The organism is Actinacidiphila epipremni, assembly GCF_012034175.1.
In the GTDB taxonomy this organism is placed as follows: Bacteria; Actinomycetota; Actinomycetes; order Streptomycetales; family Streptomycetaceae; genus Actinacidiphila; species Actinacidiphila epipremni.
Map to the genome: position 1 here is coordinate 310696 of NZ_JAATEJ010000004.1, position 21458 is coordinate 332153.

The 21458-nt window shown below is 73.9% G+C and carries 14 protein-coding genes; 8 read left to right on the forward strand and 6 right to left on the reverse strand.

Annotated features, from left to right (window positions below; all coding sequences use genetic code 11):
* Positions 1–10: 10 nt before the first annotated feature.
* From HCN08_RS36495 to HCN08_RS08580, 5 genes are all read left to right on the forward strand, one after another.
* The gene (locus HCN08_RS36495) at positions 11–7597 is read left to right on the forward strand and encodes a cytochrome P450 (protein ID WP_167982289.1); all 7587 of its coding nucleotides are present in this window, start codon (positions 11–13) and stop codon (positions 7595–7597) included.
* Positions 7594–10209, forward strand: a complete 2616-nt coding sequence (locus tag HCN08_RS08565; protein ID WP_167982290.1) for a KR domain-containing protein — start codon at positions 7594–7596, stop codon at positions 10207–10209. The genes HCN08_RS36495 and HCN08_RS08565 overlap by 4 nt, the downstream gene beginning before the upstream one ends.
* A 42-nt stretch (positions 10210–10251) precedes the next feature.
* Positions 10252–11595 carry a flavin-containing monooxygenase gene (locus HCN08_RS08570; RefSeq protein WP_167982291.1) on the forward strand — a complete coding sequence of 448 codons (1344 nt, stop codon included), beginning with the start codon at positions 10252–10254 and terminating at the stop codon, positions 11593–11595.
* The gene (locus tag HCN08_RS08575; protein WP_167982292.1) at positions 11595–13844 is read left to right on the forward strand and encodes an MMPL family transporter; all 2250 of its coding nucleotides are present in this window, start codon (positions 11595–11597) and stop codon (positions 13842–13844) included. Before HCN08_RS08570 ends, HCN08_RS08575 begins: the two co-directional genes overlap by 1 nt.
* A 102-nt stretch (positions 13845–13946) precedes the next feature.
* The gene (locus tag HCN08_RS08580) at positions 13947–14435 is read left to right on the forward strand and encodes a nuclear transport factor 2 family protein (RefSeq protein WP_167982293.1); all 489 of its coding nucleotides are present in this window, start codon (positions 13947–13949) and stop codon (positions 14433–14435) included.
* 107 nt (positions 14436–14542) lie between these two features.
* Here HCN08_RS08580 and HCN08_RS08585 read toward each other — a convergent pair whose 3' ends face one another.
* Positions 14543–15688, reverse strand: coding sequence for a DUF3103 family protein (locus tag HCN08_RS08585; protein ID WP_322974321.1), 1146 nt, complete (start codon positions 15686–15688; stop codon positions 14543–14545).
* A gap of 287 nt (positions 15689–15975) precedes the next feature.
* Between HCN08_RS08585 and HCN08_RS08590 the strand changes: the two genes are divergently transcribed.
* Entirely contained in the window at positions 15976–16233 is a 258-nt protein-coding gene (locus HCN08_RS08590; protein WP_167982294.1) for a type II toxin-antitoxin system Phd/YefM family antitoxin, read from the forward strand.
* Positions 16230–16490 carry a Txe/YoeB family addiction module toxin gene (locus HCN08_RS08595; RefSeq protein WP_167982295.1) on the forward strand — a complete coding sequence of 87 codons (261 nt, stop codon included), beginning with the start codon at positions 16230–16232 and terminating at the stop codon, positions 16488–16490. The genes HCN08_RS08590 and HCN08_RS08595 overlap by 4 nt, the downstream gene beginning before the upstream one ends.
* A 6-nt stretch (positions 16491–16496) precedes the next feature.
* Here HCN08_RS08595 and HCN08_RS08600 read toward each other — a convergent pair whose 3' ends face one another.
* The 4 genes from HCN08_RS08600 to HCN08_RS08615 form a co-directional block, all read right to left on the reverse strand.
* Positions 16497–16733: a helix-turn-helix domain-containing protein gene (locus HCN08_RS08600; protein ID WP_167982296.1), complete on the reverse strand. Its 237-nt coding sequence runs from the start codon at positions 16731–16733 to the stop codon at positions 16497–16499.
* 105 nt (positions 16734–16838) lie between these two features.
* Complete coding sequence (mreB, locus tag HCN08_RS08605) at positions 16839–17885, reverse strand: rod shape-determining protein (protein ID WP_322974322.1); 1047 nt, start codon at positions 17883–17885, stop codon at positions 16839–16841.
* Entirely contained in the window at positions 17882–18373 is a 492-nt protein-coding gene (locus tag HCN08_RS08610; RefSeq protein WP_167982297.1) for a DUF7144 family membrane protein, read from the reverse strand. The genes mreB and HCN08_RS08610 overlap by 4 nt, the downstream gene beginning before the upstream one ends.
* A 210-nt stretch (positions 18374–18583) precedes the next feature.
* Positions 18584–18799 (reverse strand): dodecin, encoded by a 216-nt coding sequence (locus HCN08_RS08615; RefSeq protein WP_167982298.1) that lies wholly within the window; start codon positions 18797–18799, stop codon positions 18584–18586.
* Positions 18800–18912: 113 nt separating this feature from the next.
* On the opposite strand from HCN08_RS08615, the gene HCN08_RS08620 reads away from it, so the two are divergent.
* A complete protein-coding gene (locus HCN08_RS08620; protein WP_167982299.1) occupies positions 18913–20004 on the forward strand; it encodes a PP2C family protein-serine/threonine phosphatase in 1092 nt (363 codons plus the stop codon).
* Between the two features lie 10 nt (positions 20005–20014).
* Here the strand turns inward: HCN08_RS08620 and HCN08_RS08625 are convergent, their stop codons facing one another.
* A complete protein-coding gene (locus HCN08_RS08625; protein WP_167982300.1) occupies positions 20015–21418 on the reverse strand; it encodes a glutamate decarboxylase in 1404 nt (467 codons plus the stop codon).
* Positions 21419–21458 lie beyond the last annotated feature (40 nt).

Consider the following 21458-nt stretch of genomic DNA (forward strand, 5'->3'; position numbering starts at 1 on the left):
GGACGGGGACATGGCCGGCACACCGCAGGACCTGCGCGGGAAGGTCGCGCTCGTCACGGGCGGGGCGCGCAACGTCGGCAAGGCCATCGCCCGGCGGCTCGCCGCCGGGGGCGCGCTGGTCGTCGTCAACCACTTCCACTCGCCCGGCCCCGCCCGGCAGACCCTCGCGGAGATCGAGGCGGCCGGCGGCCACGGGCACGTCATCCGGGCGTCGGTGGCCGTACCGGCCCAGGTGGACCGGATGTTCGCGGAGATCGAGGAGCGCTTCGGCGGCCTCGACATCCTCGTCAACAACGCGGCCGACGGCGCGCTCGTGCCCGGCGCCGAGGTCACCGAGCAGCAGCTCGACCGCGCCCTCGACGTCAACCTCAAGGGCGGCCTCGCATGTGCCCGCCGCGCCGCCCCGCTGATGGCCCGGCGCGGCGGCGGCAGCATCGTCAACATCTCCACGCTCGGCGGCGGCCAGTTCGTGATGGCCAACTACCTCGCGTGCGGCCCCGCGAAGGCCGCGGTCGAGGCGATGACCCGCTATCTGGCGGTCGAGTTCGCCCGCGACGGCATCCGCGTCAACACCGCGGCGGCCGGCATGCTCACCTCCGAGGTCGCCGGCCTCTTCCCCGACGCCGAGGCCATGCAGGCCGCGACCGTCGCCGCGACCCCGCTCGGCCGCCTCGGCCGCCCCGACGAACTGGCCGAGGTCGTGGCCTTCCTCGCCTCCCCGCGGGCCAGTTGGATCACCGGCCAGCTCATCCTCGCCGACGGCGGCCTGTCCACCGGCCAGGCACTGCTGTCCGCCCCGCAGGCCGCCCAGGCCCCGGCGCCCCCGCCGGCCGCACCGGTCACGATCCCGGCTCCGCGCGCCGAGGCCGCGGTACGCACGCCGGGCCGCACGGCAGCCGCCCCGGTCGCCACCACTCCGCCCCGTACCACCACCGCCACCGCGGCGGGCGAGCCGTACGACGAAGGGCACGGGGACGGCGACGAAAACAGGGGCTGGGACGGGGACGAGATCGCCGTCGTCGGGATGGGCATCGTCGTGCCCGGGGCCAACGGCCCGGACGAATACTGGCGCGAACTCATGGACGGCGCCGACCGGTTCGTCGAGATCCCGCGCGACCGGTGGGAGAACGCCGCCTTCCACAGCGCCGACAGGCGCGCCGAGGACAAGACCTACTCCAGGCACTCCGCCTTCATCACCGACTTCGTCCCGCACCCCCGGGTCGCGGCCGAACTCGCCGCAGGCGGCGGCGACATGGAGTCCACCACGTTGTGGCTGCGGCACTCCCTCGTCCAGGCCATGGAAGGTGTCGCCCGCCGCCCCGGCGACCGCTGCTCCTTCCTCGTCGGCTACACCGCGGACGGCTCGCAGCACCTGGAGGAGGCGACCGTACGGGCCGGGGTGCTGGCCCGGATGGGGCCGATCCTCGACGAACTCGGCCTCACCGCCGAGGACAAGCGCGCCGCGCTGGCCGGCGTCGAGCGGCGGCTCGCCGCGCACTACGGCCGCAGCGGGCCCGATCCGCTGCGGTTCTTCCCGCACCAGGTGGGCCTCAACGCCATGCGCGATGTGCTGCCCGTCGACGCCGAGTTGCTGCTCGTCGACACCGCGTGCTCTTCCTCCCTCTACGCCGTGGACCTCGGGCTCAAGGGCCTGCTGGAGGGGCGGCACGACATCGCCGTGTGCGGCGGCTCCTTCGCGGTCGGCCCGCGCGGTTCCATCCTCTTCGCCAAGCTCAACGGCCTCTCGGTGGGCGGCGAGGTGCGCTCGCTGGACAAGAGCAGCGACGGCGTCCTGTTCTCGGACGGCGCCGCGACCGTCGTCCTCAAACGGCTCAGCCGCGCCCGGCGGGACGGCGACCGGGTGCTCGCCGTCGTACGCGGCTTCGGCTCGTCCTCCGACGGCAAGGGCAAGGCGATCTACGCGCCCAGCGCCGCCGGGCAGAAGCTCGCCATCCGGCGGGCGCTGGACCGGCCGGGCATGGCGGGCGTACGGCCGGAGTGGATCGTCGCGCACGCGACGGGCACCCCGGCGGGCGACCTCGCGGAGTTCACGACGCTGCGCGAGACGCTCGGCGGCCACCGGCCGGGTACGGGCCGGCCCGTGGTCGTCACCTCCAACAAGTCCGTGATCGGGCACACGGGTTGGGCGGCCGGCGTCGCCTCGCTCATCGAGGTGGTGCTCGGCTTCGCGCACGACGTCATCCCGCCGCAGCACCGCTTCACCGAGACGCCCGCGGACTTCGCCGCCGCCGGCTCGAACCTCACCGTGCCGACCCGGGCCGTGCCGTGGCCGCGCGGCGCCGGGCGGCGCAGGACGGCGGCGGTCTCCGGATTCGGCTTCGGCGGCACGAACGCGCATCTGGTCGTCCAGGAGCCCCCGCAGGGCCCGCACGGCACCCGGGACCGGGACCGCCCGCGCACGCCCGCCGCGAAGGCGCAGCGCATCGCCGTCGTCGCCCGCACCGCCCATGTGCCCACCACCGGCTCCGGCGGCGACCTCGCCGTACGGTGGGAGGGCGGCGAGGCCGCGGCGCTGTCCTTCGGGGAGACGTATCCGCTGCCGTCCTTCCGGCAGGTCCGCATGCCCCCGGGCATGATGCGCGGCATCGACCGCTGCCAGTTGATGATCCTCAGCTGCGCGCACCGGCTGCGCGACAGCCTCGGCTCCTTCTGGGAGGACAGCCGCGAGACCACCGGCGTCGTCCTCGGCCACCTCGGCGCGACCCGCAACGCCACGCTGTACGCGACGCGTTGCTACCTCGACGACCTCAACGGCGCCCTGCGCGCCGACCCGGAACTCGCCGCCGCGCCCTGGCTGCCGCAGGCCCTGGACCGGCTCAGGGAGGAGGTGCGGCGGCTCGTACCGCCGTCCAACGAGGACTCCTTCCCCGGCATGATGCCGAACGTCATCCCGGCCCGGGTCGCCAACTACTTCGACCTCAAGGGCCTCAACATGACGGTCGACACCGGCTTCACCTCCACCCTCGGCGCGATCGACGTCGCCATCCGCTATCTGCGGCAGGGCGAGCTCACGATGGCCCTGGTAGGCGGGATCAACGGCAACAGCACCGCGGAGGTGCGGCAGTTGCTGGCCGACGCCCTCGACGCCGACGCCCGACTCGCAGAAGGAGCCTTCCTCTTCGCCCTCGTGACGGAGCAGACCGCGGTGGCGAACGGCCTGGAGGTGCTGGCGTATCTGGACACCCCGGAGGCGGCCGGCGCCGCGCCGGACGCCGTCGAGTGCGGTGCCCGCCGCGCCGGCCGCCCGGCCTGCTACCTCGGCGCGGAGGGCGCGATCGGCATCCTCCAGGTGCTGGCCCGCGAGCCCGCCGCACGCGACGCCCTCGTCGTCTGCCGCGGCGAGCAGGGCGCCCCCGACCTGGCCGTACGGATCAGCGCGCCCGGCAGCCCGCCGACCGCCGAGGACGCCGAGGACGCCGAGGACGCCGGGGACGCCGGGGACGCCGGGGACGCCGAGCCGGCCACCGCGGTGCCGCCGCACTTCTACGACGAGCGCTGCCATGACGGCGCGCTGGTCTCCCGCTACGTCCCGGGCCTGACCGAGACGCCGGGGCGGGCCGTACGCGCCGAGGTGCCGTTCTGGCCCGCGGAGCCCACCGTCGTCCTCACCGACCGCCCCGCCGCGGTCGGCGCGGCCGGCGCCCCGGCGGGCACCCTGGTGCTGTCCACCGTGCCGGGCCCCGGCGCCACCTACGTGACCGGCCAGGACGTGGTCGGCCGGCTCCTGGACGCCGCCGACCCCGAGGGCCGTATCCGGCACGTACGGCTGGTCACCGACCTGCCCGCCGCGACCGGCGACGACCCCGACGACCCCGACGACGAGGCGCTGACCGCGCTGCACGAACTGCTCTTCCTCGTCGTGCAGCACCGCTACGACGCCCTCGCCGCCGAGCCCGACCGCGGTGCGCTGCCGCCGAGTTGTGTCGGGCTGCTGCTGGGCGCCCTCACCGACCGCACCCCGCATCCGTATGTCGGCCTGTTCACCGGGCTGTTCAAGGTCATCCACCTGGAGCTCGCACCCACCGTGACCTTCGCGCTGGTCACCGAAACCCGCGACCCGGCGGCCGGAGTGGCCGCCGCCGTACGGGAGTCGGCGTACGGGCGCGGGCTGCCGGTCGCGTACGACGACGGCGGGCGGCGGCTCACCGTCACGCTCGCCGAGGAGCCCGGCGAGCTGGTGCCGCCGGGGCAGGCCGCGCTCGGGCCCGGCAGTACCGTCGTCGCCGTCGGCGGCGGGCGCGGCATCACCGCCGAGCTGCTGACCGAGGTCGCCCGGCACTTCCGGCCCACGCTCTACGTGCTCGGCTCCAACCCGGTCGACCGCCACCCGGCGGAGTATCTGGCCCTCGGCGAGGCCGAGTTCGCCACGAGCCGCGCCGACTACATCCGCCGCGGGCTCGCCACCGGACGTACGGCGGGAGAGCTCAACCGGGACTACGAGCGCATCGGCCAGGCGCGCGTCATCCGCGGCAACCTCGCGCGGATGGCCGAGCACAGCGGCGCCGCCCGCGTCCACTACCTGACGTGCGACGTCACCGACCCCGCGCAAGTGGCCGCGGCGATGGACCGCATCACCGCCGAGTCCGGCCGGATCGACCTGCTCGTCAACGCCGCCGGCCTGAACCGCTCGGCCCCGCTCGCCACCAAATCCCTCGCGGAATTCCGCCGGGTGCGGGATCTGAAACTACGCGGCTACCGCAACCTGAAGGCCGCGCTGCGCGGCCGGCCGCCCGCCGTATGGTGCAACTTCGGCTCGCTGCTGGGCATGACGGGCCAGGTCGGCGAGGCCGACTACGCCTCCGGCAACGACTTCCTCGGCACCGCCGCCACCTACCGCCACCAGGTGCTGGGCGCGCACGAGTTCACCGTCGGCTGGACGCTGTGGGGCGATGTCGGCCTGGGGGCCGCCGAGTTGACCAAGGCGTATTTCGAGAAGAGCGGGCTGTACTCCGCGATGAGCACACCCGAGGGCGTGCACCACTTCGTGCGGGAGCTGAACCTCGCGAAGCCCGCGCCGTACACGATCCACCTCGGCGAGGCCGAACGGCGGGCGGTCGGACGCCTGTTGCCCGGCTTCCTGCACGCCGAGCCGGTCGGCGCCGACTTCTACCTCGGGCCCGAGGTGGCCCGGGAGGGCGCGCGGTCGGTCACCTTCGAGCGGGTCTTCGACCTCACCACGGACGACTACCTGCGCGGCCACCTCGTCGGCGGAGTGCCCACGCTGCCCGGCACGTTCGTGACCGAGATCGCGTACGAGGCCGCCGGCCGGCTCGTGCCCGGGCTGCACGTCTACGCCTTCGAGGACCTGCGCTTCCACCACTTCCTCAAGGTCCGCGAGTCCGACCGGGCGCCGAAGCGGATCCGCGCGGAGGTCGTGGAGCGGCGGGCCGACGTGGAGCAGGCGGTGGTACGGGTCCGCGTCACCGGCGACGTCGTCGCGCCGAACGGCACGGTGCTGGTCGAGGACCGGCTGCACTTCGAGGTGCGGGTGCTGATGGCCGGGCGGCTGCCCGCCGCCCCGCGCTGGGCGCCCTGGCACGAGGCCGCCGAGACGCCGGTACCCGACCCGTACCACAGCCCCGGCTCGCCGGTGCTGCTCAGCGGCCCGTTCGTCTCCACGACCGCGACGCGGCTGCACCCGGGCGGCAAACGGGCCACGTACACACTGGAGTTGCCGCCCGACCATCCCGTCTTCGGCCGCTTCGGCATGCCCGTCGTGCTGCTCGACGGGCTCGCCCGCACCGGCGTACTGGCCCTGGTGGAGGGCGACTTGGTGCCGTTGGCGGCGCCGCTGGGGATCGGGCGCATCGACGTCTACGAGCACGGCGGCGACCCGGCGGTGGCCGCGCGGCACGGCCGGGTCGAGCTCTACGCGGTGCTGCCCGCGGCGGAGGCGGACGGGCGGGCGCCCGGGGCCGGCAACCGCTTCGTGGCCGTCCGGCCGGACGGCCGGCTGCTGCTCCAGATGAAGGACCTGGACTGGACGGTGATGGGCTATCTCGACCGCAGGACCGGGCGGTTCCTGAGCCCCGAGGAGGCCGCGGACTCCGCGGCCGGGGAGGTGGCGGCGATGGGAAAATCTGAGACCGGCGCGGCGGAGGAGCCGGCGCCGGTGCTCACGGCTTCCGCCGAGGTCCCGCGGCAGCGGGGCGCCGCGCGGCGCACGGCGGGCGGCCCGGTGCGTACGGCCGGCCGGGTCGCGCCCGGGCCGCGCGGCCTGCGGACCGTGCCGGGCAGCCTGCGCGCCTTCCAGCGCAACGCGCCCGCGCTCTTCCGGCAACTCGGCCGCGCGTACGGCGACATGGTGCGGCTGCCGCTCGGCTTCTTCACGGTGCACCTCAACTACCACCCGGACAACATCCGTTACGTCCTGCAGGACAACAACGCCAACTATGTGCGGGGCAAGGGGTACGACCGCTTCAAGATCTTCATGGGCATGGGGCTGCTCACCCTGGACGGCGAGGAGTGGCGGGCGCACCGGCGGGTGGTGAACCCGCTCTTCCACAAGAAGGCGATCGACGGCATGGCGGCCACCATGACGGACTCGACGGCCACCGTGCTGGACCGCTGGGCGAGTTCGGCCGGCTCGGGCGAAGGGGTCGGCGTCGGCGTCGGCGGGGGCGGCGGTGTCGGTGTCGACGTCGTGCCGGAGATGATGGAGCTGACGCTCGGCGCGCTCGGCAAGGTCATGTTCGACACGGACCTGCACCCCGAGAGCCGGCGGGTCGGGCCGGCGATGGCCACGTCCATCGAGGCGATGGTCTTCCGCGGCACGCTCGGCCAGTTGACGCCCGACGTGGTGCCGATCCCGTACAACCTGCGCATCCGCAGGGCCCGCAAGGTGATGTACGAGATCGTCGACCGCATCGTCGACGCCCACCGGGCAGGCCGGCACGAGGGGTTGACCGACCTGGTGAGCCTGCTGCTCGCCGCGCGCGACGAGAGCGGGGGCGCGTGGACGCGGCAGCAGGTGCGCGACGAGCTCATGACCGTCTTCATGGCCGGCCACGAGACCACCGGCACGGGGCTCGCATGGGCGCTGTACGAACTCGCCCGCGACCCCGAGGCGCAGGAGCGGCTGCACGAGGAGGTCGAACGCGTCCTCGCCGGCCGCGCCCCCCGCATCGACGACCTCGCCGCACTGCCCTACACCCGGCAGGTCGCCGACGAGACGCTGCGCCTGCACCCGCCGATCTGGGTCTACCCGCGCGACGCCGTGGCCGAGGACGAGGTGGGCGGCTGGCGCATCCCCGCGGGCGGCTCGGTCTTCATGGTCCCGTACGTCACCCACCGCCACCCCGACTTCTGGGTACACCCCGACACCTTCGACCCCGACCGCTTCTCCCCCGCCCGCCGCGCCTCCCACCCCCGCTACGCGTACTTCCCCTTCGGCGGCGGCCAACGCAAGTGCATCGGCAACCAGATGGCCACCGTCCAGATGCACCTGACCCTCGCGATGATCACCCAACGCTTCCGCCTCCACCCGGTCCCCGACCACCCGATCACCCTGGGCACAAGCGTGTCCTTCCGCCCCCTGGGCGGGATCCGCGTCGTGGCGGAGGCGAGAAAACGATGAGCTTTCCCCAGGGGCCCGCGCATCCGCGCGAGGCCGGCGCCGCGGCGCTTGCGGCGGGCGGCGAGGCGCTGGTGGGCGGGGCCGGTTCTGCACCGCCTGCGGGAGGCGGGGCGCGGCCTGTGGGGCGGTTCGTGTGGGAGGCCGTGGAGACGGGGGTGGGGGTGGAGGGGGTCGCGGACGGGTTGCGGGGGCGGGTGGTGGCTGTCGTCGGGGGGCGGGAGACGGAGGCGGATGCGGTCGGGGTGGCGCTCAGGGCGGCGGGGGCGCGGGGGTGCCGGTTGGCGCCGCCGCGGGCGGGGGAGGGCGCGGGGGAGGGGGTCGGCGCTTTCGTCGACGCGGCCGGCGGGCGGATCGACGGGATCGTCGACCTCAACCTCGCGGAGCCGTTCGCGGGCGTGGGCGAACCCGGCGCGGGGCCGGAGTTGTGGGAGCCGGCGTTCGCGCAGACCATCGCGCTGCTCCAGGCGCTGTACGCCGACTGGGCCGCCGAGACGGACGCCACCCGGCTCTTCTACATGCCGGTCACCCGGCTCGGTGGGCTCATGGGCTTCGGGCCGGCCGCCGGCTCCGCGGGGGCGGACTCTTCGCCGCGGGTCGAGCAGCCGCTCGGCGGGCTGTGGGCAGGGCTGGCCAAGGGGCTGCCGCGGGAGCTGCCCAACTGCAATGTGCGGGTCCTCGATCTGGCCGGGGACGTAGGGGCGCAGGCCGCCGACCTCGTGTGCCGGGAGCTCTACCGGTGGGGAGCTTTCGAAGCCGGCTACCGCGAAGGGCGGCGCTATACGCTGCGGGCCCGGGCCGCCCGCCCCGCACCACCGGCGGCGGCGCTCGGGCCAGGGGACACCGTCGTGATGTCGGGCGGCGGGCGCGGCATCGGCTTCGCGCTCGCCCGCGCGCTCGCCGGCGACTTCGGCGTACGGGTGGTCGTCAGCGGGCGCGGGCCCGCCCCCGACCCGGAGGCCACACCCGAACTCGCCCTCACCGAAGCGGACTTCCGCACGTACCGCGACCAGGTGCTGCGCCGGGCCGCCGCCGAACGCCGACTCCCGCAGGCCCGCGCCGACTTGGCCCGGCTCGGCCAGGCCCGCGAGCTGTGGGGCAACCTCTCCGGAGCCCGCCGGGACGGGCTGCGGATCGACTACGTGCCGTGCGACGTCACCGACCCCGCCCAGGTCGAGGCGCTGCTCGCGCACGCGGGCGACCGGCTCGCCGGCGTCGTCCACGACGCGGGCCTCGACGTGCCGGTGCGGCTGCCGGGCAAGTCCCCGGAGACGGTTGCCGCGGTCGTACGGGTCAAGGTCCGCGGCTTCCTCAACCTCCTGCGGGCGGTGGACGCCCGCCCGTTGCCGGCGTTCTTCTGCAACGTCGGCTCACTGACCGGCCGTTGGGGCGGCATGGTCGGCCAGCTCGACTACGGCGCCGCGAACGAGGCCCTGAGCCGCCTCGGCCTGTGGGCCGCCGCCCCCGGCCCCCAACCCGGCCGCGCCCGGCGCACCCCGGTCACCACGGTGTGCTGGCCCACCTGGGAACGCCTGGGCATGATCACCAACTACGAGGCCACCTTGCGCTACATGTCCGCGGTGTCCGTCCCCGAGGCCCTGCACCACTGGCAACGCGAACTCCTCGCGGGCCCGGCCCTGAGCGCGCGGACGGGCGCGGGCGCAGGCAGCGGGGGGTCGTGGGGCGGGGGAGAGGTCACGTTCATCGGGGACGTGGGGCCGGCCATATTGCCCTCCGTGTTGCGGGGGTACGCGCAGGACTCCGGGTTGCCCGGCATCGAAGGGCTGGTCGCCAGCCGGTATTGGCTCGGGGAGCCGGTGCGGTTCGTGCCGTACGGCGGGCTCGGCACGGTGCATCGCCTCGACGCCGGCAGCTTGCCCTGCGCCGACGACTTCCGGGTCGGCGGCGAGCCCGCCCTGCCCGTGTCGCTGCTCCTGGAGCTCATGCATGCCGCCGGCCCCTGGGTGCAGCCCGAGCGTGCGGACGCCCTCACCCTCACCGCGGTGACGGCTCTCGACCTCGACCTCGGCGCGCTGCGGCTCACCCGGCCCGTCGTGCTCACCCGGGAGGCCGAAGGGGCCTGGGCGGCGGACGGCACCTGGCGGGTGAGTGTCACCCTCAGGCGTGAGGGGCGCCGGGCCGCCTCGGCGGTGCTGGCGTACGGGGCGGCGGAAGCCGAGGCGGAGCACCCGGCCGTCCCGCCCGGCGCCGACGGGTGGCCCCTCGCCACCGTCCCGCCCGGCGCCGCGGCCGGCCCCAGCTGGGCCGGGCACACCGTGCGGCTCACCCACTGGCGCCGGGAGCCCGCGGCGGGGCGGTGGTACGGCGTCGCGGACGGCGTGCGTACCGCCGACCTGCTGCTCGCGTCCCCGGCGCCCGGCGCCGCCCTGCCCCTCGGCGCCGTCGAGAACGTCCTGCGCGCCGCCTGGGCGGCCCAGCGCCACCCGCGCGCCACCCGCCTCACCGTCGCCCGGCTCGCCTTCGCACCGGACGGCCCCACCCACCCCCTCACCCTCCTCGGCACCCCCGGCGCCCACGACTGGACCGGCCACCGGCCCGGAAACCCCACCGCCGCCGGCCCCGCCCTCCGCGTCAGCGGCCTGCGCCTCCACTGAACCCCGACCCCCACCCCCCATTCCACCCCCACAGGAGAGACCGTGACCACCGTCGACCGGTCCCACGCATATTGCGTCATCGGCGCAGGCGCCGGCGGCCTCGCCGCCGCCAAGAACCTCAAGCAATTCGGCTTCGAAGCCGACCTCATCGAGCGCGCCGACGACGTCGGCGGCACCTGGAACGGCGGCAACAAGCACAGCGCCGCCTACGACTCGATCCACCTCATCACGTCCAAGCCGTACATCCAGTTCGACGACTTCCCGATCCCCGCCGACTACCCCACCTACCTCGGCCGCGCCCACGCCCACGCCTATCTCCGCGCCTACGCCGAGCACTTCGGCCTCTACGACCGCGCCGAATTCCACCGCACCGTCGAGCGGGCCGACCGCCGGGACGGCTCACCGCACTGGTATGTGACCCTCGACGGCGGCGAAGTCCGCCGCTACGGCGGCCTCGTCATCGCGCACGGCCACAACTGGGCGCCCCGCGAGCCGACTTACCCCGGCCGCTTCGACGGAGTCGTCATGCACAGCCGCGACTACCGCGAGCCGGCCGCCCTGCGCGGCAAGCGCGTCCTGGTGGTCGGCGGCGGCACCTCCGGGTGCGACATCGCCGTGGAGGCGGCCCAGACCGCCGCCGCCACGTACCTCAGCGTCCGGCGCGGCTGCTACTACTGGCCGAAATACCTCTTCGGCGTGCCCACCGACGTCCTTTACGAGAACGTCCTGAAGTGGCGCCTGCCCAGGCCCCTCGTCCGCGCCTTCGGCCACCTCTTCCTGCGGCTCAACAGCGCGGGCCGGCCGCAGGCGTACGGGCTGCCGAAGCCGGCGCACAAGCTGCTCGAAGAGCACTTCGTCATCAACTCCACGCTGCTCTACGCCCTCGGCCACGGCGACGTCGCCGCCCGCCCGGCGATCGCCGAACTGCGCGGCGACCGCGTGCTGTTCACCGACGGCCGGGAGGAGCAGATCGACGTCATCGTCAACGCCACCGGCTACCGCATGACCGAATTCCCCTTCATCGACCGCCGCCACCTCAACTGGACCGGCCGCACACCGCGGTTGCACCTGAGCGCCTTCCACCCCGACTACGACAACCTCTTCCTCGTCGGCTACTTCCAGACCTCCACCGGCAATTGGCCGATCATGGACTACCAGGCGCAGATCACGGCCCGCTATCTGCACCTGCTGCGCACGGACCCGCGCAAGGCGGTGTGGTTCCGCAAGGCCAAGGCGGACCCGCTGACCATCGACCGGCTCGGCGGCGGCATCGGCTACTACGACTCCGAACGGCACTGGCTCCAGGTCGAGCACTTCTCCTACCGGGCACTGCTGCGCAGGACCGTCCGGCGGCTGGACGCCACCCCGCAGGAGAGCGCCGCGTGATGGACCTGCTCACCCGGCTGGCCACCCGCCGGGCCCGGGCCATGGTGCTGGCCGCCGTCGCGGCGGCGCTGCTCGCGGCGGTGCTGGGCGCACCCGTCGCGGGCCGGCTCACCGGCGGCAACCCGGACTTCGTCACGCCCGGCTCCGGCAGCGTGCTGGCCGACCACCGCATCCAGCAGGCCACCGGCGTCCACGCCGACGGCGGCGTCATCGCCCTCGTCGACACCGGCACCCCCGTCACCGACCCGCGCGCACACGCGGAGGCCGGCAAGCTCGCCCGCCTCATGGCGAGCGACCCGCACCACGCCTTCGCCCGCGTCAGCGGCTTTGACCAGGGCAAGGACCCGGCCCTGGTGTCGAAGGACGGCCGACTCGGCCTTGTCGTCGGGGAGTTCCGCGCTGGCGCCGGCGACCACTACCAGGACGCCGTCAAGCGGCTGCTGCACCTGACCGCCGGCGACCGGTATGTGCGGCTCGGCGGCAGCGAGGTCGTCGGCGAGCAGGTCGTCGGCACCGTGCAGCACGACCTGGAGCGGGCCGAACTTGCCGCCTTCCCCGTGCTGTTCGTGCTGTCGCTGTGGATCTTCCGCAGCCTCGTGGCGTCCGCGCTGCCGCTCGTCATCGGTGGCCTGAACGTGGTCCTGACCCTGCTCGGCATGCGCATCGTCGACCACTTCACGCCGCTGTCGATCTTCTCGCTCAACCTCGTCACGGCCCTCGGCCTCGGCCTCGCGATCGACTACAGCCTGCTGATCGTCTCCCGCTTCCGCAGCGAACTGGCCCTCGACCCGGACGTGTCACGGGCGATCGCGGTCACGCTGCACACCGCGGGCCGCACGATCCTGTTCAGCTCGCTGACGGTGAGCGCGGCGATGGCGGCGCTTTTCGTCTTCCGGCAGCGGTTCCTGTACTCGATGGCGGTCGGCGGGCTGCTGGTCGCCGTGTCCGCGCTGCTCGTGGCGCTGCTGGTGCTGCCCGCGCTGCTGCGGCTGCTCGGCCGGCACCTGGACTTCCTGGCGCCCAGGCGCCTGCACCGGGCGCTGGAGAAGCCGGAGAGCACCGACGGCGGCTGGTTCCGGCTCGCGCGGGGCGTGATGCGGCGGGCGCCGCTGGTCGCGGTCGGCGCGAGCGCGTTCCTGATCCTGCTCGGACTGCCCTTCGCCCGGGCGCAGTTCACCACCGTGGGGCCCGGCTCGCTGCCGGGCAGCGCGAGCAGCCGGGCCGTGGACGACACGCTGCGGGCCCGCTTCCCGGCCGACCCGCTGGAGGCCGTGCAGGTCGTGGTGAGCGCCGGCCCCGCCGCGGCGCCCCGGGTCGAGGCGCTGCGCGACCGTATCGCCCGGCTGCCGGGCGCCGCCGCCGTGTCCGCGCCGGTGCGGCTGGACGGCGGCACCTGGCTGATCCAGGCGGCCCCGCGCGCACCCGGGTTGAGCGCCCAGAGCCGGCAACTGGTGAAGGACATCCGGGACTTGCCCGCACCCGGGCCCACCGCACCCACCGCGTCCGGGCCCACCACCTCCGGGCCCACCGCCCCCGCGCCGATCGCCCCCGGCCACATCGCCGTCGGCGGCCAGTCCGCGACCTTCGTCGACCTCGAAGCAAGCCTGCTCGCCCGCCTCCCGGTGGCCGCCGCGATCGTCTTCCTCACCAGCATGCTGGTGCTCCTGCTGATGACCGGCTCGGCCGTACTGCCGCTCAAGGCCGTCGTGATGAACCTGCTCACCCTCGCCGCGACCTTCGGCGTCCTGACGGCGGTCTTCCAACACGGCCACGGGGCAGGGCTGTTCGGCACGAGCGGGCAGGGCGCGCTGGACGCGACACAGCCGGTGCTGCTCTTCGCGATGGTCTTCGGGCTGTCCACCGACTACGGCGTCTTCCTGCTCGCCCGCATCAAGGAGGCGCGGGATTCCGGCGTCGGCGAGCGGGAGGCGGTGGCGCTCGGCCTCGGCCGTACCGGACGGGTCGTGACGGCCGCGGCGCTGCTCTTCTGCGTGGCCCTCGGGGCGCTCGCCACCTCGCGGATCGTCTTCATCAAGGAGCTGGGCCTCGGCACCGCGCTCGGCGTGCTGCTGGACGCCACGGTCGTACGGGCGCTGCTCGTCCCGTCCCTGATGGCGCTGCTCGGCCGCTGGAACTGGTGGGCGCCGGCGCCGCTGCGGTGGGTGTACGAGCGGTACGGGCTGCGCGAGGGCGCTTCCCGGACTCCGCAGGAAGCCGGCGCACTACGGGTCGCCGCGGACGAGCCGTGAGGGGTACGTGCGCGGGCGCTGACGAACCGTCACCATGAGTGTGCGGTGCGCACACGTCAGCCGCAGCAGACCGTCCAGCACCGACCAGCCCAGGGGTGAGCCGTGTACCACGCCATCGTCCGGCGCAATCTGCGCAAGTCCTTCGCCGAGGTCAACCGGGGCAACTACCCGGCGATCGTGCGGCAGTTCACGCCCACCGCCGAGCACTGGTTCTCCGGCGCGCACGCCCTGGCCGGCGGGCGGCACGACACGCGGCGCATCCAGGAGTGGTACGACCGGCTCGCCGAGCTGCTGCCGGACCTGCGGTTCGAGCTCACCAAGGTCGCGGCGAAGGGCTGGCCCTGGGACACGGTGGCCTTCGTGGAGTGGGTGGACCACCTCACCGACCGCGAGGGCAACCACTACTCCAACCAGGGCGTGCACGTGCTCCGTATCAAGTGGGGCCGGATCACGGAGCTGCACATCTACTGCGACACCGCGCTGCTCGCCGACGTCCTCGGCACGCTCGCCGCGCAGGGCGTGAGCCAGGCGTCGGCCCCGCCGGTCGGCGAACCGGGCCCGTTCCGGGGCGCGGTGGCGCCGGCGCGGTGAACTGCCGTACGGGGCAGGGGTGACGGGGGCGGGCTGGACGGCGGCGTGTCCGGCCGGCCACTGCTGCCGCCCACACCGCCGCCCCGCCCCGCCCCCGTCGCCGCCGGCTACAGCTCGGCGACCCAGTAAGGCTCCACCGTCAGCCGCCCGTTGCCGCGGGCACCGTTCAGGGTGCCGGCGGAGTTGACGCCGAGGGTGTACCAGGAGTCGACGTAGTCGTCGTCGTTCGTCCACCAGTTGGAGGGGATCGCGTCGAGGATCGCGTCCACCAGCGGGATGTAGGTGCCCTGGTCGGTGATGGTGAGCAGGGCGTCGGCGAGGGCCTTGGCGAGAGCGGCGTAGTTGGTGTCGCTGTCGGCCTCCATCATCACGACGTCGGCGAGGTTGTACTTGTAGTTCGACCAGTTGACCAGGATCTGGTTCGGGTAGTACGTGGTGTGGTCGTCGTCGAGGTAGGGCATGTCGACGGTGTCCACCCGGACCTTGCCGTCCTGGCCGAAGCCGGTGACGATCGAGTAGATCTCGGCGTCGCCGAGGATCCAGGGCTCCTCGTCGTCGTTGAGGTAGACCGAGTCGACCTTGGTGGTCCAGAAGCCGCCGGTGGCCGCGGGGGCGGCGGCCGAGCTGAGACCGGACTTGCCGAGGGCCTTGTCGACCTGGGCGAGCCCGGCGGCCGTCGCCTTGTCCTCGTCGAGGTCGACGACGTAGACGGCCTGCTTCGGGGTCCGCGTCGCGCTGAGGGTGTGGGCGCGGCCGGCGCTGTCGTACGCGGTGACGGTCGCCGCCTTGTCGTCGCCGGTGGCGACGGCCACGAGCGGGACGGTGCCCGCGGTGAGCGCGGCCTTCATCGAGTCGGCGCCGAGCCGCACCTGGAGCAGCGGGCCGGCGGCCGTGCCGAGGCCCTTGGCGCGGGCGATACGGCTCTCGGCGGCGGTGACGGCGCCGGTGAGCGCGGCCGGCGCGGATTTGCCCGCGGTGAGCGAGGCGAGGCCCACCTGGCGCGAGGCGAGCGCGGCGCTGCGCACCTGGGCGCGGAAGTCCGGGCCGGCGAGCGCGGCGGCGAGCTGCCGGGCCACGGTGTCCTCGGCGGCGCCGACCTGGCTCGTGGCGGCGCCCTGCGCGGTGGCCGCGCCCGTCGCGGCGGTGCCGCCTGCCGCGTGCGCGGCGGGCAGGGCGAGTGCCTGGAACGTCAGTGCGCAGGTCGCGCCGAGTGCGAGGGTGAGCGCGGCGCGCGTGCGTACGGTGAGGTGCACGGGGGTTTCCTCCTGGAGGCGTGCCGTGCCGCCGCCGGGTCGCGACGGCGGCTGCGGTCGGGGTGGGTCAGGAGAGCCGTTCTATGCGGGTCCGTTCTATGCGGGTAGAGCCCGCACGGCCGCCATCATGTCCGTTACATGCCAACGTGGACAAGCCCCCTCCCGGCCAACGCGCAAACTTCCCGTGCCGCGGGGGTGCGCGCCTGGCGCGGTTGCCGGGCGTCCGGCGGTCGACGTACAATTTCCTGTACGTCACAACGCGAACGAGGGGAAGGAGGCGCCGTCCGGTGAAGACCATGTCGTATTCGGAGTCGCGGGCGCGCTACGCCGAGGTGCTCGACGCGGTGACCGACGACCGGGAGGAGATCGTGATCACGCGCGCCGGTCACGAGCCGGTCGTCATCGTCTCCCTGGAGGACTACGAGTCCCTGAAGGAGACCGCGTACCTGCTGCGCAGCCCCGCGAACGCCCGCCGGCTGCTCGCCTCCATCGAGGAGCTGGAGCACGGCGGCGGGACGGCACGGGAACTGGCCGACCCCGAGTGAAGATCGTCTTCGCCTCCCGCGCCTGGGAGGACTACCAGTGGTGGCAGCTCCAGGACCGCCGCGTCCTGAAGCGCATCAACACCCTCGTCGCCGACATCACCCGCAACGGCAACGAGGGCATCGGCAAGCCCGAACCCCTCAAGCACGGCTTCCAGGGCTACTGGTCCCGCCGCATCACCGACGAGCACCGCCTCATCTACAAGGTCACCGACGACTCCGTCCTGATCGCCCAGTGCCGCTACCACTACGAGAGCTGAAGCCCGCTACGGGAGCTGAATCCCGCCGCCCTCGGCGCGGGCGACCTCGTGCTCAGGGACGCCCCAGCGCTCGGCCAGTTCCGCCTGCGACAGCCCCAGCGCCGTGCGCCGGTCGTAGACCAGCTGTCCCAGGTCGTGCGCCAGTTCCGCCTCCTCGTACAGGCGGTCGTACTCCGGGGCCCCGTCGAGCGCCTCGGACAGGAGCCTGCGGTCGCGGCGGTACTTCCATCGGCGGTGATTCATCGCCAGGCAACGGTAGCGGGCCCGGTCGGCGGCGGGGCCACGCGGGCTGCCCTGCCCGCGGGCCGGGCGACCGGGGGGTGGCTCGGCCCGCGGAGGGGAGGGGCGTCAGACCGTCAGGGGGTCGAGGAGGAGGGGGCGGACGCGGCCTTCGATCATGGCGCCCAGGCCCTGGACGGCGACGGTCGCGGGGTTCTCGGCGACCAGGACGGGCATGTCCGTGGCCTGGCGGAGCATCGTGTCCAGGCCCGGCATCAGCGCGCTGCCGCCGGCCAGCATGATGCCGCGGTCGCCGAGGTCGGCGACCAGGTCGGGCGGGCAGTGGCGCAGGACGCCGGTGATCGCGTCGACGACCGCCGTGAGCGGGGTGCGCATGGCGTGCCGGACGCCCTCCGTCTCGATCGTCACGGTGCGGACCATGCCGCTGGCCACGTCCCGCCCGTGCACCTCCGTGGTGAGCGCGCCGGCGGTCGCCGGCGAGCCGAGCATCTGGTGCAGGGGCCGCACCGCCTGGCTCGGCAGCATCAGCTCGTGCGCGTTGCGCAGGTGCTGCACCACCGCCCGGTCGATCGCGTCACCGCCGACCGGCACGGTCTCCGCCGCCACGATCGAGCCCAGCGACAGCACCGCGACCTGCGTCGTACCGGCCCCGCACACGACGATCATCGTCGCCTCCGGGTGCTCCACGGGCAGCCCGCAGCCGACCGCCGCCGCGATGAGGGTGTCCACCAGCTCCACCCGCTTCGCGCCGAGCCCGTACATCGTCTCGACGGCGGCCCGCCGGGCGATCGGCTCGCTGCCGTGCGGGGTGCACACCGCGGCCCGCATCATCGGCACCCGCAGCCTGCGCCGGCCGAGCTTGCCGCCCAGGATGTGCCGCAGCATCCGGTGGGCCATGGCGATGTCGACGACCGTGCCGTTCTGCACCGGCCGGGCCACCCGGATATGGTCGGGCGTGCGGCCGGCCATCTGCTCGGCGTGCACGCCGACGGCGATCAGCGCGCCGGTGCGCACGTCCACCGCCGCGACGCTCGGCTCGTCGGCGACCAGTCCGCTGCCGCGCAGGTAGACGCGGGTGCGTGCGGCACCCAGGTCCACCGCGACGGTGCAGCGGCGCAGCTGGTCCAGCGTGGGGTTCGAGGGTGCGCCGATCACCGTGTGCCTCCGGCCTTGTCGATGCGATGGTGGTGGTGGACGGTCAGCGACCAGATGATGAACAGGTCGATCGCGATCATGATCAGCGACCAGATCGGCTGGTAGGGCAGGAACATGAAGTTCGCGACCATGTTGAGCGCGGCGATCGCGATGCCCGCGTAGCGCGCCCAGGTCGCCCCGTTCAGCAGCCCGATGCCGACCATGAAGGCGAGCACGCCGAGCACGAGGTGGATCCACCCCCAGGCGCGCAGGTTGAAGTGGTACGCGTAGCCGCCGCGGGTCACGACCAGGACCGAGTCCCGGGCGATGCCCAGGACGCCCTCCAGGACCGCGAGCACACCGCCGACCACCAGCAGGATGCCGGCGAAGACCGTGCCGCCGGCCGCCCAGGCGCGGCGGCCGTCGCCGCCGTCGTGCGGGTGGTGGCTGCCCCGGCCGCCGCCCGGATCCGGGGGTGGCGGCTGCGGGGCGGGGTTGGCTTGGCTCATGGCGGCTCCCGGTCGGTCGGCAGGCGGACGGCAGGCGGTCGGCAGGCGGACGGCAGGCGGCGGGAGGGTGCGATGCGCGCTGCATCCGGCGAAAACCGTACAAACCCGCCTTGACGACAACATGATCGGACGACCAGTCCGATAATGCGAGGAAGACTGGGCCGGTCAGGAGTGCGCCATGCGGGGGGTTCGGGCCGCCGAGGGGCCGGATCAGCCGGCGTCCTCCAGCCGGAAACCCACCTTCAGGCCCACCTGGTAGTGCTCGATCCGGCCGTCGACGATGTGGCCGCGCACCTGCGTCACCTCGAACCAGTCCAGCTCGCGCAGCGTCTGCGAGGCGCGCGCGACCGCGTTGCGCACGGCGGCGTCCACGCCCTCCGTCGAGGTGCCGACGATCTCCGTCACCCGGTAGATGTGCTCGCTCATGGCGGACCGCCCTTCGCTCGGGGTCGCGGTGTCCTCCCCCCACCGTGCCGCACGCCGTCCGCCCCCGCACGGCGGCTGCGGACGCGACAAGTCAGGGGATGAATCGTCATAAAATGGTCCGTGTGACATCGCCGTCGTTGTCGGGCCCGGTACTGCGCTGGCTCCCTGGTGCCCTGATCGTCGGCGGCGTCCTCTTCGACGTCTTCACGCCGCAGGACTACACCGGCGATCCGCTGCTGGTCGCCGCCTGCGTGCTGGTCGGCGCCACGCAGGGCATCCGCGCGACCGTCGTCACCTGCGCGGTGGCCATCATCGCGATGATCGCCCTCGCCACCGGCGAGGACAAGATCGTCCACCACCGCGGCATCGGCGACGTCGCGAGCGTCGTCTTCGCCGGGGTCGTCGCCGTCGTCGTCAACCGGGTGATCCACCGCTACGGGCGGCGGCTGGAGACCGTCCGCGGGGTGTCCGAGGCCGCGCAGCGCGCCCTGCTGCCCGACCCGCCCGCCCGGATCGGCCCGCTCAGCATCGCCGCGCGGTACGACGCCGCCGCGTCCGAGGCCAGGATCGGCGGCGACATCTACGCCGCCCAGGCGACCCCGTACGGCATCCGGCTGCTCATCGGCGACGTGCGCGGCAAGGGCATGGGCGCGGTCGGCACGCTCGCGGTGCTGCTCGGCGCCTTCCGGGAGGCCGCCGACGCCGAGCCCGACCTGCCCCGGCTCGCCGACCGGCTCGACCGCGCGCTGGACCGGCACCGCGCGCAGGCCGGCGAGGAGGCGGCCCTGGAGAGCTTCACCACCGGGCTGCTCGCCGAGTACGAGCCGGACGGCGGCACCGTACGGCTGGTCAACCGCGGGCACCCGCCGCCGTACCTGCTGGGCCGGGAGGGCGAGGTGCGCACGCTGGCGCCCACCGCGCCGGACCTGCCCTTCGGCATGGCGGGCCTGGGCGGCGTCCGCTCGGCGCCCGACGAGCTGGCCGTACCGCACGGCGCGACGCTGCTCATGGTCACCGACGGCGTCACCGAATCCCGCGACCGCGCCGGCACCTTCTACGACCCCAGCACCCGGCTGCCCGCCCTCGGCCCGCACGCCACCGCCCAGGACACCGTCGACGCCCTGCGCCGGGACCTGGCCGTCTGGACGAAGGGCTGCACGGACGGCACCGACGACCGCGCGATGCTGGCGGTCCGCCGGGACTAGGGGCCTGACCTCAGTGGTGGAAGGCGGTCGACTCGGCTGTCGTGCCGTGCAGGGGGTGCGGCTGGCGGTGGAGGTGGGGGAGCAGGCCCGTGAGGTCGTCCATCAGCAGGTCCGCCAGGTCCTCGGAGAAGCCGTTGCGGCACACCACCCGCAGCACCGCCAGGTCCTGCCGGTCGGCAGGGTACGTATACGCCGGGACGAGCCAGCTGTGCTCGCGCAGCCGCTTGGAGACGTCGAAGACGTCGAAGTTCTTCACGTCCGGCGCGGTGGTCACCGCGAAGACCGGCAGCTGCTCGCCCTTCGTGATCAGCCGGAACTCCTCCAGCTCACCGATCCGCGAGGCGAGCGACATCGCGACGTTCCGGGAGTTCTGCTGCACCGCCCGGTAGCCGTCCCGCCCCAGCCGCAGGAAGGAGTAGTACTGCGCCACGACCTGCGCGCCCGGCCGGGAGAAGTTCAGCGCGAAGGTGGGCATGTCGCCGCCCAGGTAGTTCACCCGGAAGACCAGCTCCTCCGGCAGCGCCTCGGAGTCCCGCCACAGCGCCCACCCCACACCCGGGTAGACCAGCCCGTACTTGTGCCCCGAGCTGTTGATCGAGGCGACCCGCGGCAGCCGGAAGTCCCACACCACGTCCGGGTCCAGGAACGGCGCCACCATGCCGCCGGACGCGCCGTCCACATGCACCGGGATGTGCGTGCCGGTGCGCTCCTCGTACGCGTCCAGCGCCGCGCAGATCTCGGCGACCGGCTCGTAGGAGCCGTCGAAGGTCGAGCCGAGGATCGCGACGACGCCGATGGTGTTCTCGTCGCACAGTGCGAGCGCGGCGTCCGCGTCCAGGTGCAGCCGGTCCTTCGTCATCGGGGCCAGCCGCGCCTCGACCTCCCAGAAGTTGCAGAACTTCTCCCAGCACACCTGCACGTTCGCGCCCATCACCAGGTTGGGCCGGGCGCTGCCCGGATACCCCTTCGTGCGCCGCATCCAGCGCCGCTTGAGCGCCATGCCGGCGAGCATGCACGCCTCGGACGAGCCGGTCGTGGAGCAGCCGACGGCCGCGTCCGGGTCGGGCGCGTTCCACAGATGGGCCAGCATCGACACGCAGCGCCGCTCCAGCTCCGCGGTGCGCGGGTACTCGTCCTTGTCGATCATGTTCTTGTCGAAGCACTCCGCCATCAGGACGTCCGCCTGCGGCTCCATCCAGGTGGTGACGAAGGTCGCGAGGTTCAGCCGCGAGTTGCCGTCCAGCATCAGCTCGTCGTGCACGAGCTGGTAGGCGGCGTGCGGCGCCATCGGCCCGTCCGGCAGCCGGTGCTTGGGCGGCGCCTCCGCCATGCTGCCGACGGGGTCGGCGTCCCCGAGGAAGAAGGGGTTCACGGACATGGGTTTGTCGGCGCCCGAGGCTTTGTGCAGTGCCATGTTCGTCACGATACGTCCGCTTACGGCCTGCCGCCCGGCC

Bases quoted from the DNA above. Each gene is read 5' to 3' on its own strand.
- HCN08_RS36495 (WP_167982289.1), top strand. From the start codon at position 11: ATGGCCGGCACACCGCAGGACCTGCGCGGGAAGGTCGCGCTCGTCACG.
- HCN08_RS08565 (WP_167982290.1), top strand. From the start codon at position 7,594: ATGAGCTTTCCCCAGGGGCCCGCGCATCCGCGCGAGGCCGGCGCCGCG.
- HCN08_RS08575 (WP_167982292.1), top strand. From the start codon at position 11,595: ATGGACCTGCTCACCCGGCTGGCCACCCGCCGGGCCCGGGCCATGGTG.
- HCN08_RS08600 (WP_167982296.1), bottom strand. From the start codon at position 16,733: ATGAATCACCGCCGATGGAAGTACCGCCGCGACCGCAGGCTCCTGTCC.
- HCN08_RS08610 (WP_167982297.1), bottom strand. From the start codon at position 18,373: ATGAGCCAAGCCAACCCCGCCCCGCAGCCGCCACCCCCGGATCCGGGC.
- HCN08_RS08615 (WP_167982298.1), bottom strand. From the start codon at position 18,799: ATGAGCGAGCACATCTACCGGGTGACGGAGATCGTCGGCACCTCGACG.
- HCN08_RS08620 (WP_167982299.1), top strand. From the start codon at position 18,913: ATGGTCCGTGTGACATCGCCGTCGTTGTCGGGCCCGGTACTGCGCTGG.
- HCN08_RS08625 (WP_167982300.1), bottom strand. From the start codon at position 21,418: ATGGCACTGCACAAAGCCTCGGGCGCCGACAAACCCATGTCCGTGAAC.